The 13803-nt window shown below is 43.7% G+C and carries 13 protein-coding genes; 4 read left to right on the forward strand and 9 right to left on the reverse strand.

Translation table 11 applies throughout. The features are described from left to right. Positions 1–15: 15 nt before the first annotated feature. The gene (locus Q4557_RS09840; RefSeq protein WP_102476591.1) at positions 16–1341 is read left to right on the forward strand and encodes a pitrilysin family protein; all 1326 of its coding nucleotides are present in this window, start codon (positions 16–18) and stop codon (positions 1339–1341) included. After that, the gene (locus tag Q4557_RS09845) at positions 1341–2789 is read left to right on the forward strand and encodes a pitrilysin family protein (protein WP_303412393.1); all 1449 of its coding nucleotides are present in this window, start codon (positions 1341–1343) and stop codon (positions 2787–2789) included. The genes Q4557_RS09840 and Q4557_RS09845 overlap by 1 nt, the downstream gene beginning before the upstream one ends. 165 nt (positions 2790–2954) lie before the next feature. On the opposite strand, the gene trmL is transcribed toward Q4557_RS09845, so the two are convergent. From trmL to Q4557_RS09865, 4 genes are all read right to left on the reverse strand, one after another. Next, a complete protein-coding gene (gene trmL, locus Q4557_RS09850; protein WP_102476589.1) occupies positions 2955–3419 on the reverse strand; it encodes a tRNA (uridine(34)/cytosine(34)/5-carboxymethylaminomethyluridine(34)-2'-O)-methyltransferase TrmL in 465 nt (154 codons plus the stop codon). A 74-nt stretch (positions 3420–3493) separates the two neighbouring features. Beyond that, positions 3494–4879: an ATP-binding protein gene (locus Q4557_RS09855; RefSeq protein WP_102440167.1), complete on the reverse strand. Its 1386-nt coding sequence runs from the start codon at positions 4877–4879 to the stop codon at positions 3494–3496. Then, on the reverse strand, positions 4879–5565 hold the full coding sequence (locus Q4557_RS09860; protein WP_102440184.1) for a response regulator: 687 nt from the start codon (positions 5563–5565) through the stop codon (positions 4879–4881). The genes Q4557_RS09855 and Q4557_RS09860 overlap by 1 nt, the downstream gene beginning before the upstream one ends. 226 nt (positions 5566–5791) lie before the next feature. Continuing rightward, positions 5792–7234 carry a cytochrome C biosynthesis protein gene (locus Q4557_RS09865; RefSeq protein ID WP_102440168.1) on the reverse strand — a complete coding sequence of 481 codons (1443 nt, stop codon included), beginning with the start codon at positions 7232–7234 and terminating at the stop codon, positions 5792–5794. A 540-nt stretch (positions 7235–7774) separates the two neighbouring features. Between Q4557_RS09865 and Q4557_RS09870 the strand changes: the two genes are divergently transcribed. Then, positions 7775–8281 (forward strand): Spy/CpxP family protein refolding chaperone, encoded by a 507-nt coding sequence (locus Q4557_RS09870; RefSeq protein ID WP_102440169.1) that lies wholly within the window; start codon positions 7775–7777, stop codon positions 8279–8281. Between the two features lie 65 nt (positions 8282–8346). After that, the gene (locus Q4557_RS09875; protein ID WP_102440170.1) at positions 8347–9216 is read left to right on the forward strand and encodes a cation diffusion facilitator family transporter; all 870 of its coding nucleotides are present in this window, start codon (positions 8347–8349) and stop codon (positions 9214–9216) included. A 162-nt stretch (positions 9217–9378) separates the two neighbouring features. Here the strand turns inward: Q4557_RS09875 and Q4557_RS09880 are convergent, their stop codons facing one another. The 5 genes from Q4557_RS09880 to Q4557_RS09900 all read right to left on the reverse strand — a co-directional run bounded on the left by Q4557_RS09880 (position 9379) and on the right by Q4557_RS09900 (position 13679). After that, positions 9379–9894 (reverse strand): gluconokinase, encoded by a 516-nt coding sequence (locus Q4557_RS09880; protein ID WP_303412399.1) that lies wholly within the window; start codon positions 9892–9894, stop codon positions 9379–9381. A 223-nt stretch (positions 9895–10117) separates the two neighbouring features. Continuing rightward, complete coding sequence (gene glnG, locus Q4557_RS09885; RefSeq protein ID WP_102440172.1) at positions 10118–11533, reverse strand: nitrogen regulation protein NR(I); 1416 nt, start codon at positions 11531–11533, stop codon at positions 10118–10120. Between the two features lie 30 nt (positions 11534–11563). Then, positions 11564–12601, reverse strand: coding sequence for a nitrogen regulation protein NR(II) (glnL, locus tag Q4557_RS09890; protein WP_102440173.1), 1038 nt, complete (start codon positions 12599–12601; stop codon positions 11564–11566). 126 nt (positions 12602–12727) lie between these two features. Next, positions 12728–13276: a DUF4124 domain-containing protein gene (locus Q4557_RS09895; RefSeq protein ID WP_102440174.1), complete on the reverse strand. Its 549-nt coding sequence runs from the start codon at positions 13274–13276 to the stop codon at positions 12728–12730. A 91-nt stretch (positions 13277–13367) separates the two neighbouring features. Beyond that, complete coding sequence (locus Q4557_RS09900) at positions 13368–13679, reverse strand: pyrimidine/purine nucleoside phosphorylase (protein WP_102440175.1); 312 nt, start codon at positions 13677–13679, stop codon at positions 13368–13370. Positions 13680–13803: the final 124 nt, after the last annotated feature.

Consider the following 13803-nt stretch of genomic DNA (forward strand, 5'->3'; position numbering starts at 1 on the left):
TACAAGGAAACCATTATGAAACGCAACATCAGCGCGTTATGGGTATTACTCAGTTGCTGGGTGAGTACCGCGGCGATGGCCACCACAGTCGAGGATATCAATAGCTTTACTCTGGATAATGGCATGAAAATTATGGTGCTAGAAGATAGCAGCATACCCAATGCCAACATGTATTTGTTTTGGAAAGTGGGTTCTCGTAATGAGGCACCGGGCATTACTGGGATCTCGCATTTTTTCGAGCACATGATGTTTAACGGCTCAAAAAAGTATGGCCCTAAAATGTTTGACCGCACCATGGAAGCCGCGGGTGGCGCTAATAATGCTTATACCACTGAAGACACCACGGTATACACCAATTGGTTTCCTGCCAATGCGTTAGAAACCATTTTTGATCTCGAAGCTGATCGCATCGCTAACTTAGATATTAATTCGCAGATGGTAGAAAGCGAGCGTGGTGTGGTGCAATCAGAGCGCACCACAGGGCTTGAAAACTCCAACTGGCGCACCTTGCAACAAGAAGTAAAAGGTGCAGCGTTTAGAGCTCACCCTTATAGCTGGCCTGTGATTGGCCATGAGTCAGATATTGCCGCCTGGTCGCTAGCGGATTTACAGCAATACCATAAGACTTACTATGCGCCCAACAATGCTGTGGTGGTGATCGCAGGTGATGTTAAAACCGCGGAGGTGAAGCGTCTAGCGAAGCAATATTTTGGCGTCATTGCCGCCCAGCCCGCGCCATTAGCCGTTCGCACTGTAGAGCCGCTGCAAAAAGGTGAGCGCCGAGTCTTTGTTGAAAAAGCCTCTGTCACTACCCCTAATGTGCTGCTGGCGTATCATGTGCCATCCACGAAACATGCCGATTATTATGCGCTAGATATACTCAGCACTATTTTCAGTGAAGGTAATAGCTCACGGCTTTATCAAGGCTTGGTGGATAAGCAACTGGCCTCCGATGTGATGTCATATTTACCCATGTCATTTGACCCTAATCTGTTTTACTTTCTTGGGGTCGCCAATGCAGGGATTGATGCATTGCAATTAGAAGCCTCAATGATTGCCGAGATAAACCGTATTGCCCTTGAAGGCGTTAGCGAGCAAGAGCTTGAAAAAGTGAAAAACATCAAGCTAATGGATTTTTATCGCACCATGCAAACCATCAATGGCCGCGCTAATACTTTAGGTCGTTATGAGCTGTATTTTGGCAGTTATGACAAACTATTTAGTGCGCCTGCAGCCTACAATAAGGTAACCGTTGCTGATATTCAGCGTGTTGCGCAAACCTATTTACGTAAGGCCAATCGCACCGTGGGTGTGTTAGCCGCCACAGAGGGAGCTGACTAATGATGTCATTGATAAAGCTTAAAAAGACCAGCGCCTTAACGGTATCAGCCATAGCGCTTGCTTGTGGTGTGGGGTTGGCGGGCTGCAAAGCCACGACTGAGTCAAGCAAGCCCCTCGATACTGGCAGTTTCAGTATGCCGCAATATCAATCCATTACCCTTAAAAATGGCTTATTGGTTAATTTGATGGTGCAACAAGAAGTACCGATAATTAACTTTAATGCCGTTGTGCGCGCAGGGGCGGTAAACGACACCACATCTGGGGTGTCGTATATGACAATGAAAAGTTTATTACTGGGCGCCGGCGGTAAAAGCAAAGCTGAAATTGAGCAGATGGTGGACTTTCTCGGTGCAAGCTTATCTACAGCGTCAGGGCGTGAAAGCATGATGCTGGAAGCGGATTTTATGAGTAAAGATCTTGATACCATGCTCGATATTATCCAGCCAGTGCTCATAAGCCCTGACTTTGACCATAGTGAATTTGAAAAACTCAGACAGCGCGAAATTGTTGGCTTGTCACAAGCGAAAGAAAGCCCACGGGCGGTAATCGGTCGTTACTACAATAAGTTGGTATTTGGTGAACACCCTTACGCTAATCCGGTATCAGGCAACAGTAAGTCATTAGCTGATATTAATGTCGCTCAGTTGCGGGCATTTCACCAAAGTTATTTTCAGCCTAAAAATACCGCCATTAACGTGGTGGGTGACTTTGATATCGCAACCATGAAAGCCAAGCTGACAACGGCATTTGGTGGCTGGAAAAACACTGACACTGCGGTGCAGCCTGATTTAACACAAGGGCTAGCGCCATTAACTGCCAGTAAGGTGTTATTAGTTGATAAACCCGATGCCATTGAAACCACTTTTGTTATTGGCGGTTTGGGGATTAAGCGCGATAACCCTGATTATGTGGGGCTAACGGTAGTAAATACCATTTTAGGGGGCCGTTTTACCTCATGGCTTAATGATGAGTTACGGGTTAACGCCGGGCTCACTTATGGGGCGCGTTCTGGCTTTAGTGCCTATTCTGCTGCAGGGGTGTTCTCTATCAGCACCTTTACTAAAACCAGCACCACCAAAGAAGCCATGGATTTAGCTTTAAAAACCTATGGCCGTTTATGGGAGCAAGGCATTGATCAACAAACCCTAGATTCAGCCAAAGCTTATGTCAAAGGTCAGTACCCTCCTAAGTTTGAAACCGGTGGCCAACTGGGCGAGTTACTGGCTGATATGTATATCTATAACTTTGATGATGCATTTATTAATGAGTTTCAAGCCAAGGTCGATGGGCTGACATTAGCCGAAACCCAGCGTCTCATTAACCGTTACTTTCCAAAAGACAATTTGCAGTATGTGCTTGTTGGTAACGCGGCTCAGATTGCCGATATTGCCAAAGAGTATGGTGAGGTTACTAAGGTTAATATTACCGATGTGGGCTTTGGCCAATAAGCTATCTCAGCGCGGAACAGGTTAAATAAACAAGCCTCGCATTATTGCGAGGCTTTTTGTTGGCTGCATTATGTGATTGGGATGAACCACTTAGTCTGAACCACTTAAGCCAGATTGATGTTTGAAACTTACCGTGGTTAAAACCTAAAACCTAAAACCTAAAACCTAGCTGGCGCCAGCAAAGTCCAATTGACGCCAAGCCTCATAGCTAATAATCGCCACTGAGTTAGACAGGTTCAAGCTGCGACTGTTAGCCGTCATCGGAATACGTAAGCGCTGCTCAGTGGGAATCGACTCAATGACATCCATAGGTAAGCCACGGGTTTCGGGCCCAAATAACAATACATCATCAGCAGCGAACGACAGCTCAGTATGAGGACGACTACCTTTGGTGGTGCAGGCCATAATACGTTTACCTGCCATGACGTCAAGGAAGGCTGCAAAATCTTTATGACGGGTGATATTGGTTAAGTCTGAGTAATCTAAGCCGGCGCGTCGAAGTTTTTTCTCTTCTAAATCAAAACCTAATGGCTCTATTAAATGTAGCTTAGCGCCATTATTGGCACAAAGACGGATAATGTTACCGGTATTAGGGGCAATTTCTGGTTCATAAAGCGCAATATGGAACATGGATAGCTACCTTCATTGATTGAGCTGGGAATTATACGCAAAACCAGCTGCTGGTGGTAATCAATTCACAATGTTCAATTCGAACGGCAGATCCGCTCAGGCAGGCTAATCACCACCTTGAGCCCATGGGGGGCAATATTGCTGGCATGTATCTCGCCTTTATTGAGCTTGATGGCGGCTTGGGTAATCGCCAGACCTAAGCCCCAACCACCTGATTCTCTGTCTCTTGAACTATCAGGGCGATAAAAAGGCTTAAATATTTTCTCTAACTCAACGTCTTCAATACCAGGACCATCGTCTTTAATGGTAATGACGACCTGTTGGTGTTGCTTTATTGCAGTGATTGAAATGTCACTATTGGCATAGCGAATGCCATTACGCAGTACATTTTCAATCGCCCGAGAAAGCGCTTTGGGGTAGTGATCTAGGCTAATGTTTTCTGGTATATCAATGAGTAATCTTTTCTGTTGTTGCTCGGCTTCAAATTCAGCATCATCAAGAATTTGACTGAGAGACTCGGCAAGTTCTAAGTGGACTTTATTTTCAGTATTACTGATGGTCACTCGCGATAAGGTCAGCAATTCTGCAATCAAAGCTTCTAGCTGCTCAGCTTCATAGCCAATGCGCTCAATCTCGACGCTGCTTTGTTGTTTTTTGCGAGCCAGCGCTAAAGAGAGTTGTAAGCGCGTTAAGGGGGTACGCAGTTCATGGGAGATATCACCCATTAGGCGCTGCTGGTTATGCATCATGGTTTCAATGGATTGCGCCATGGTATTGAATGCTTGTGCTAACTCGCCCATTTCATCGCCTCTGGCGGCAATACTGTCATCGACTCGAGCGCTTAAATCGCCGCTAGCAAGAGCGTTAGAGCTATGCTTGAGTGAGCGAAGTGGTTTGCCTAAATACCATGCTAAAAAGCCACATAATATGCCAGATAAGATCATGGCGATAATAGTGGTTAATAATTTATGGTCATTAAAGAAAAAGAACCAAGGTCTAGGGTGGTTATCTGGTACGCGACTGTAGATGCGATATTCTTGTTCCCCAGCAGTAAAAGTGTAAGGTCCAAAAATCAATTCATCACGGAACTGATGGCTCATTGGCGCGTTAAACTCTTCACTAATCAGCAAGAACTCTCTAAAGGTTCTAGGGACTTGCCTGCTATTAATCACAAGGTCTTGGTCATTGGTGATATAGAACTTAATCATTTTGCCATTTGGACTGCGATGGCGATGCAAGCGTTTTAAAGCTTTGTGATCTTCGAGTAATTTAGGATCTTCAATAAATGGTTTAGCTGTGCGTTTAAGTAGCTGTTGCTGCTTGGCTGTCATTGGCTGTTTGTCGTGGTTTTGCTGCAATAAAGGCAGTACAGCCACAAAGCCAATAATTAAAGAGCTGCCAAGCCAAAAGCCCAGCAGTAATTTGACAAATAAACGATTTAACGAAGATAGCTTAATCATTATGGGATCCAGATATAGCCTTTACCACGGATGGTTTTTACTCGAGGGCGACCATCGTGACGTTCAGGTAATTTTTTGCGCAGATTGGATAAATGCATGTCTAAACTGCGGTCAAATGGCATCAGTTTTTTACCCAAAACGGTTTCACTGAGCTGCTCTTTAGTGACCAAATCGCCTGCTTGAGTGATCAAGCTATGAAGCAATGAGAATTCAGTGCCGGTAAGAATAATAAGCTGATCATTACAGTACAGCTCTTGTCTGGCTTGATCTAAGCTTAAATCACCAAAGCTAATGGTATCTTGGGCGCCTGCATCTGCTTGAGTGAGGCTAGAACGGCGTAAAATAGCGCGTATACGGGCCACTAATTCACGATCGTTAAACGGTTTTGGCAGGTAGTCATCAGCGCCAATTTCTAACCCTACTACTCGGTCAATTTCATCGCCTCTGGCGGTAAGCATCAGCACTGGAGTTTGCTTTTGGGTGCGCAGGGCGCGCAGCACTTCAAAACCATTGAGTTTTGGCAGCATGACGTCTAATAAGATTAAATCAAAATCTTGATTCTGCGCAAAGTCTAGCCCTTGCTGACCATCAAATGCTTGAGTTAATTCAAAGCCTTCTAGCTCTAAAAGCTGGGCTAATAACTCTGATAAACCTGCGTCATCATCGACTAATAAAATTCGACTCATGGGATCCTCGCTCAATAATAAGCATTCACTATATAACGAATGAATAGCCAAGTTTAGCAACATTGCACTCTTTTACATATTGGCCAACTAAGCTGTGGTTATTGTTTAGTGATAGCTATAAATGGGCTGGAACAAGCAATAAACCAAGCTGGTCAGTCTAATCAAAATAGCCAATAGCGAGTGCCACTTAATAGCACTCGCATTGATAATGTTACCAGATAAAAAATTAGACGGCTTTTTGCTTATAGCGCTTAATTTTTACCACAATATAGGTAAGTAAAATTGAGCCGGCAATTAACCCAACAGAGAACACCACGTTTTGCAGTGCCATAGGGTTAAGGACCAACATGCTGCCTAAGCCTAGCATCATGATCCCAGACATTAACTTAAGTACTTCACCTTCTTTTTCAGTGAGCTTACGTTTACCTAATGTGGCAGCAAAAACAATGACAATCGTCGCTAATGGAATGATATAGATAAGGTTATAAGCGATGAGGTATAAATAGCGCTGCACGGTATCTACCCCTGAGATTGATAACACTGAGGTGTAAATCATCGGGAAACCCGCGGTGCAGAGTAGCTCGTAAGCATTGGCCATAATCGCCAGTAATGCCGAACCCAATATTAAGCTTGGTAAAGAGCTAGCTTTAGATAATTTGCCCATGCGTTTGATTAAGCTGCCGCGGTTTTCAACTGACATAGACAAACTGACATCGCCTTTACCAAAAAAGAAATCTTTAATATTCACTACTGCCGCCACCAGTGCGATAACTCCTGCGCTAGTAATTATCCAGCCGCCATCACCACCGCCAAGTAACTGGAATAAGTTTAGCCACGCGCTCATAAAGATAAAGTAAATAAAGCCCGAGAAAAACACAAAGATACCGCCCACTAATAACATGCGGCCACGACTACCGGCATTCACCATAATGCTAAGCAAAAATAGCAATACGAAGAAGGCACAAGGGTTAAAGGCATCGACGCCGGCGAGGACTAAGGTCAACACAGGAAGTGACATTTGCTCTGGTTGTACTGCACCAATTAACGGAATATCAACGGGCTGGATATGTGGCGTTGAATCGAGCTTTGCTTGTTCGCCAGTAGTCGTACTAAAGTTCATCCCACAAGTGCTGGGGTTATTTGGATCTGAATCATCAGCACAGGTTTCAAAAAGCGGGCTACTAGCAGTGGTTTTTTCGGTATAGAAATCAGCCATTAAGTCTTTGCTTGGCAAGCTGCCTGCATTTCGTTGATAACAAGCCTCTAGGCGCTGCAGAATATAGCGTCCGGTGACATCATGGCTGTTGTAGCCAGTAATGGCTTCGCCACAGACGGCGAAATAAGGCACTGACTTGGGTTCAACCCCGGTTAATTCGCCCACGGCCATGAGTTTGTCGACACTGCCAGGCTCGCTGATAAGGTAATCTTGTAAATGAATCCAGCTATAGCGCTCTGCTAAGGCATCTATAAAAGGGTGAGCCTCCTTACAATGTGGGCAGGTCGCAGACCAAAAAAAGTGTAAGTTAATCTCGGGGCCGGCTTGGGTTTGATTAACCCAAATACTGGCATTGGGTTCGTGAGGACTGGGTGTCACGTTACTTTGTGCAAAACCACAGACAGAAAATAATAAACTACTAATAAAAATGATATTGCTGACAACTTTGTTCATCCATAACCTCAATTCAATCATTTACCGCATTTCGTCACTCATAACATCAGTCATTCACTCTTAGCTGCAGTCTTTTGTCACATGCGCTTAAATTATCTCTGATAAGTCGCACTCGCTATAAAGCTAATGTCTCATAATGTTAACTACTTAGCGCTAACTTTGATGTTACAAGTGTAACTTTGTTCATTATGAAAATGATCAAACCTTTAATACGTGAGCTTGCTCCCATTCTCTGCATCGAGGTCGTGATTATGGGCAATTTTATTGAAGAACAAGATATGTGTTGATTAAAAAATGGTCTTTACATTTTTTTACTGAGCCAACACCCTCATTGACATTGCATTCGCTAAACTTGTTTCATTCCTACGAAACAGTATGTAGGTGACCCCAGATCCCGTTATCAGTGCGATGTTCATTTTCATACTGACAACACAAACGATTTTGAGCCTAAGGTGAGTTTTTGATTGGTTACATTTGATGGATTAAATGGTTAACCGTCGGTCTTAGCGGGTTCAATAACTTGAGATAAAAGGTGAGATTATGAAAACACGATTAAAGATGAAAAGCAGCGTTTTAGCTCTAGTAGCATCATCAGCATTATTAGCTGGTCAACTTTATGCCGCAGAGCCTGCAGATACCTCAGTTAAAACTGAGCAAACCCAAAAAGGTGAACGCGCTCACGGCGGCAAACATCACGGTAAAAGCATGCATAAAGGCGTACGTAAAATGCTACGTTCTTTAGATCTTACCGAAGCGCAAAAGACTGACGTTAAAGCGATTATGGCTAAGTACAAAGCTGAAAAAGGCGAGCGTCCTTCAGCAGAAGAGCGCAGTGCACATAAAGCAGACATGTTAGCGTTAATTACTGATGCCAACTTTAATGAGTCTCAAGCTGAGCAAATCATTGCTGCTAAGCAGGCGAAGCAAACACAACAAATGATGAATTTCTTCAAAATGCAAAATGAAATCTATCAAATTTTGACAGAAGAGCAGCAACAGAAATTTGAATCACGCTTTACCAAGGTAAAAGGTAAAGGTTCTCGTTAAATAAACCAAGACTCCGCTATAATAGAGATTAACTAAATGGCTTAATTACTAGTGTTTTCTCTATTATGACTGCAGAATCTGAATACGATTTTTGGGTAAAACTTGCCAGCCGAGCCGCGGTGGCAACAGCATTAATCCTGATCGTGATAAAACTACTCGCTTGGCTCTATTCAGGGTCGGCGAGTATGTTAGCTTCCCTTACTGACTCCTTTGCTGATGCCTTAGCATCCATAGTGAATTTCATCGCTATTCGCTATGCCATTTTACCCGCTGATGACGACCATCGATATGGTCATGGTAAAGCCGAACCTCTTGCATCACTTGCCCAATCTGCTTTCATCTTAGGCTCAGCATTTTTGTTGATGTTTTATGGTGGCGAACGGTTAATTAATCCGGTAGAAGTGGCCCATGCAGGCCTTGGGGTCATTGTCTCCATTATTGCCTTAGTCATGACTTTTGCCTTGGTGATACTGCAGAAAAAAGCCTTAGCCAAGACCAACAGCACCATAGTCGAAGCGGATTCATTGCATTATAAATCAGATTTATTTTTAAACGGTGCAGTATTGCTGGCATTGGTATTAGCACAATATGGCTGGTGGTGGGCTGATGGCTTGTTTGCAGTATTGATTGCCTTATACATTGGTCATCAAGCATTTGATTTAGCGTATCGCTCGGTTCAGTCGTTATTAGACAGGGAGCTGGATGAAGAGACTCGGGCGCAGATTGTTGCCATTGCCACCGCGGATCCGCGGGTGAATGGTATTCATGATTTACGGACGCGTCAGGCCGGTAAAACCACCTTCATTCAATTTCATATTGAATTAAATGGGCAACTGTTATTACTTGAAGCCCACGAAATTACTGATGGCACTGAAGATCGCTTACGGGCAGAGTTTGAAGATGCCGAAGTGATTATTCACCAAGACCCGATTTAATGGCTGATGACATCAATTGCAGTTGATACCGCAGTTAATAATACTGTTGCTATCAAGGGCAATATTAGCCAAATAAAAAGCCTTAACTGTTATATGCAGTTAAGGCTTTTTTACATCTGCAGCCAAGTGATGAGTGCGGTTTTGATAATGTTGCGGTCGAAATTAACTTGATTCTAACTCGGTTAAAGCTTTTAAAGCTTGCTGGACAATGGCTTCAATAGAATTATCAATATTGACAGTGATCACGTCAGGCTCATTGCTTGGATCTTCTAAGGTGGCAAATTGACTATCAAGCATGTCAGCTTTCATAAAATGGCCATGACGGGCTTGAATTCTTTTTAAAATTAGTTGGTAACTGCCTTCAAGATACAGAAATACCACATGATTATTGCCCTCGCGTATTTGCTCGCGATAGCTTTGTTTTAATGCTGAACAGACAATCACTGCAGTTTCGTTTTTTTGTTCAATGCTAAATGCAGCATCCCTTATGCGCTCAAGCCAAGGGGCGCGGTCGGTATCATTGAGCGCTTCGCCCTTGGCCATTTTGATGATATTGGCTTTAGGATGTAGATCGTCACCGTCAATAAACTTAGCCTTGATAACAGCAGCTAAGCGCGCAGCAATGCTACTTTTTCCGCTGGCACATACGCCCATGACAATAATGCTTTTTGCGGCCATTTTCAGTCCTTGCAGTTATGTTGAGCGATATACTTCGCGGCTTTACAGCTCATGTGTTTGTGGTAATTGAGGGTTGTTACTCGCTCCATATTCGAAGCTCTGAATAATGCTTATACTCTGAGTTAATAGTGCTTAAACTACAAAACTAAATCAATATAGTCATAAAAAAGGAGTCATTTCATTATCGAAATAGGACTCCTTTTAGGCTGAAATAAGCAGGACTTTAATCCATTTCAAGCTCTTTTAGCTTGCGGGTGAGGGTATTACGCCCCCAGCCTAAACGTTTAGCGGCTTCTTGTTTATGGCCTTGAGTATGCTTTAGTGCGGTTTCAAGTAAAATTCGCTCAAAGGCAGGTTGCACTTCAGTTAATAAATCACTTTCACCGGCAGAGAGCTTTTCATCAATCCATTGGGTCAGCGCCATTTGCCAATCAGAAACACCATTAACACGCTCGCTGGCACTGATGGGATCTTTTAGCAGCTCAGGCGGTAAATCCTGAGGCAGGATTTCTTGCCCCGATGCCATCACTGTTAACCAGCGGCAGGTATTTTCAAGCTGACGCACATTACCCGGCCACGGCAGTTGCTCAAGTTTTTTAGCGGTTTCTTTAGTGAGGATTTTAGGCTCAACGCCGATTTCTTTGGCGGCAGTGGCAAGGAAATGGCTTGCTAACTGAGTAATATCCTCACGGCGCTGAGAAAGCGGTGGTAAATGTACTCTTATAACATTGAGACGATGAAATAAATCTTCACGGAAATCGCCTTTTTGCACCAATAATTCTAAGTCTTGGTGGGTTGCGGCAATAATACGTACATCAACTTGCACGGCAATGTGACCACCAACCCGATAAAATTGCCCATCAGCCAATACCCGCAATAGACGGGTTTGCACATCTAATGGCATATCACCAATTTCATCTAAGAATAGTGTGCCGCCATTGGCTTGCTCAAAGCGCCCTTGGCGCACATTAGCGGCACCGGTGAAGGCACCTTTTTCATGACCAAATAATTCAGATTCAATCAAATCTTTGGGGATTGCTGCCATGTTAAGGGCAATAAAAGGGTTTTCTTTACGGGGGCTATGTTTATGCAGCGCCCCAGCAACTAACTCTTTACCGGTACCAGACTGACCGTTAATAAGCACACTAATTGATGAGCGAGATAAACGGCCAATAGCGCGAAACACCTCCTGCATTGAAGGCGCTTCACCAATAATTTCTGGTGTTTTAAGCTTTTCTGGCTCAGCTACAGGCGGCGGTACTTGCTCTGTTGCATGGGTCAGTGCGCGCTCTACCAGCGCAATGGCTTCATCAATATCAAAAGGCTTTGGCAAATATTCAAATGCCCCTGCTTGATAGGCACTGACGGCACTATCCAGATCCGAATGAGCCGTCATGATGATCACCGGAATATGCGGATAGTGCATTTGCAAGCGATCAAGCAAGGTTAAGCCATCGGTACCCGGCATACGGATATCAGATACGATGACAATAGGCTGAGATATTTCTAAGGCTTGCCATAACGACTCTGCAGCGGCAAAACTTGCCGTTGTCAGTTTAGCTCCCGCTAAGGCTCTTTCTAAAACCCAGCGAATCGAGCTGTCGTCATCAAGGATCCAAACTTGTTCGCTTATGTTCATATCACTTCCTCTTGAGCCATCATTGGCAAATTATTGTAATGGCAAAATAATCGTAAATTCTGTTTGTCCTGGTGCCGATATACAATCAATCCGACCTCCATGTAATCGTGCAATATTATGGGCGATGGATAATCCTAATCCTGAGCCCTCCTCACGGCCGGTGACCATGGGATAAAACAAGGTATCTAATAGGTCTGCAGGGATCCCTGGGCCGTTATCGATAATCGACAATGCCAGTACCAGCTTAAAACGCTTAGTGCCTATGGTGACTTGATGCTGGGTGCGAGTGCGGATGAGTATTTCTCCGCCATTAGGATCTAATGCTTGCGCGGCATTTTGCACCACATTGAGCACCGCTTGCTGTAATTGATCAGCATCCATGTCCATATCGGGGATTGAAGGGTCATAATCTCGCTCCAAGCGGATATTGCTTGGTAGGGTTAGCTCGACTAAGCGCAGCACTTTTTGAACTATTTGATGAATATTGTGGGTTTCATGTTGAGTCGGGCGCTGAGGGCCCAATAGTTTATCAACTAAATTTCGTAGTCTATCGGCTTGCTCAATAATCAGATCGGTAAATTCTTTAAGGCTTGGGTCTTCTAGTTCCCGAGATAATAGTTGCGCCGCGCCTCTTAAGCCACCTAATGGGTTTTTAATTTCATGGGCGAGGTTACGCACTAAAAATTGTGCCGCCTGTTGCTGAGCATCTAAATTAAGTTGTTGATGAATACGATGTTGTTGATCAACTTGACGTAGTTCTAGCAGGCTGATGTTGTCTTCACTTTCCATCGGTATCAGGGTGATATCGATGATGTGGTGCACGCCATCAAGAGTAATTAACGCCGCAGTGTTGACGGTGATCCCTTGATTTGCGTTAACCGAGTCTTGGAGGAGCTCGGCTTCAACGCCCATGAACTGATATAGCTCAGGTAAACGCTGCTCTAGTAATTTATTGCTGCCAATACCAAGAAGTTGTTCAGCTGCAGCATTGGCATAACGCGGCCGTAATTCGTTATCGATAACGAATACAGCGGTAACCAAATGATTCAGCAGATTGTTCATGTCCATCAAGTGTCCTGCAAAGTAGAGTTGCACTACTATGTTGCACCAATATGGTGCGATGCGCAACTTGTTCTACACTGGCAACTTGTTAAAACAATCTCAAATTCATAATATTTATCTTTTTGATATATATCACTTTTTACTTGGCAAAGGTCGAGGCTTTGCGATTGAGAAAACAGATGCTTGGTGTAGAAATATCTTTCTTGGAGAACTTGATGCAAGGACTTTGCCGTTTTGGGTCAAAACTTTAACCACGAGATTATGTTCACCGCGATTCACTTCGGTAACATTAAAAATACTGCTTGATTGCGGCTGACCATAAAGTAAGTCGTCGATATACAGCGCCATTAAAAAGCCACTGGGTAATTCTGGTGCAGCACTGGCAACCACAGTAAAGTTGCCATTGTTATTGCGAATGGTTTCTTCTTGGGTCGGATTAACAATACGTACCCGATACTCTACTGGTTTAGCTTCTTTTGGGCTGCTGTCTGTTTCTATGACGGTGGGCGCAGCAACACTGTTTTGGGTATTTTCACTCAATTCTACTTGTTCAGCATTTTCTCGTGGTTGGTCGCTGTAATGTACATTTCCTTGTTCATCAACCCAGCGATACACGGTGGCATGACTGATAGAAAAGATAACACTGCATAAAATAAGAGTTATTAATAAGGTTAAACGCATTTGGGGTTCCTTCACCTTCAGCTTTAAACTTTATAATATTAGCCTCTTTTGAATTAAAGATCAGTATTAACTGCTGATTAACATAGGCTAATTACTTGTACTCGCAGCAATATTCGCTAATTTCATGGGTACGAATTTTAAAGGTGACTTTCGCATCAAGTGTAAACAGTTGACCTGCTGGAACGGTTTGCCATTCACTCTTGTTGGGTAATAGCACCTCAAATGAACCTGAAGTCACATTCATGATTTCAGCGACAGCAGTGTCAAAGCTGTATTCGCCCGGCAACACTACTCCGAGAGTCTGCTGGCTTCCGTCATTAAAATGAATGGTACGACTGATGACTTTACCTTCAAAATAAACATTGGCTTGCTTGGCTACGTTAACGTGATTAATGACGGTCATATTATTCTCTGTTGATTAATTATTGAGAGAAAATATATAGTCGATTTAAGTGAGTTAAAAGTGAAATTAAGTCATGTGCTGTTTTGCGGCTAAGTATATTTAGCCAATAAAAAACCCGCCATAA

Origin of the sequence: Shewanella sp. 5_MG-2023, from assembly GCF_030547465.1 — a bacterium.
Lineage (GTDB): Bacteria > Pseudomonadota > Gammaproteobacteria > Enterobacterales > Shewanellaceae > Shewanella.

What these genes read in the sequence shown, in the direction of transcription:
- Q4557_RS09865 (WP_102440168.1), bottom strand. Translation starts at nt 7,234, where the DNA reads ATGAACAAAGTTGTCAGCAATATCATTTTTATTAGTAGTTTATTATTT.
- Q4557_RS09900 (WP_102440175.1), bottom strand. Translation starts at nt 13,679, where the DNA reads ATGACCGTCATTAATCACGTTAACGTAGCCAAGCAAGCCAATGTTTAT.
- glnG (WP_102440172.1), bottom strand. Translation starts at nt 11,533, where the DNA reads ATGAACATAAGCGAACAAGTTTGGATCCTTGATGACGACAGCTCGATT.
- Q4557_RS09895 (WP_102440174.1), bottom strand. Translation starts at nt 13,276, where the DNA reads ATGCGTTTAACCTTATTAATAACTCTTATTTTATGCAGTGTTATCTTT.
- Q4557_RS09855 (WP_102440167.1), bottom strand. Translation starts at nt 4,879, where the DNA reads ATGATTAAGCTATCTTCGTTAAATCGTTTATTTGTCAAATTACTGCTG.
- Q4557_RS09840 (WP_102476591.1), top strand. Translation starts at nt 16, where the DNA reads ATGAAACGCAACATCAGCGCGTTATGGGTATTACTCAGTTGCTGGGTG.
- Q4557_RS09875 (WP_102440170.1), top strand. Translation starts at nt 8,347, where the DNA reads ATGACTGCAGAATCTGAATACGATTTTTGGGTAAAACTTGCCAGCCGA.
- trmL (WP_102476589.1), bottom strand. Translation starts at nt 3,419, where the DNA reads ATGTTCCATATTGCGCTTTATGAACCAGAAATTGCCCCTAATACCGGT.
- Q4557_RS09880 (WP_303412399.1), bottom strand. Translation starts at nt 9,894, where the DNA reads ATGGCCGCAAAAAGCATTATTGTCATGGGCGTATGTGCCAGCGGAAAA.
- glnL (WP_102440173.1), bottom strand. Translation starts at nt 12,601, where the DNA reads ATGGACATGAACAATCTGCTGAATCATTTGGTTACCGCTGTATTCGTT.
- Q4557_RS09860 (WP_102440184.1), bottom strand. Translation starts at nt 5,565, where the DNA reads ATGAGTCGAATTTTATTAGTCGATGATGACGCAGGTTTATCAGAGTTA.
- Q4557_RS09845 (WP_303412393.1), top strand. Translation starts at nt 1,341, where the DNA reads ATGATGTCATTGATAAAGCTTAAAAAGACCAGCGCCTTAACGGTATCA.
- Q4557_RS09870 (WP_102440169.1), top strand. Translation starts at nt 7,775, where the DNA reads ATGAAAACACGATTAAAGATGAAAAGCAGCGTTTTAGCTCTAGTAGCA.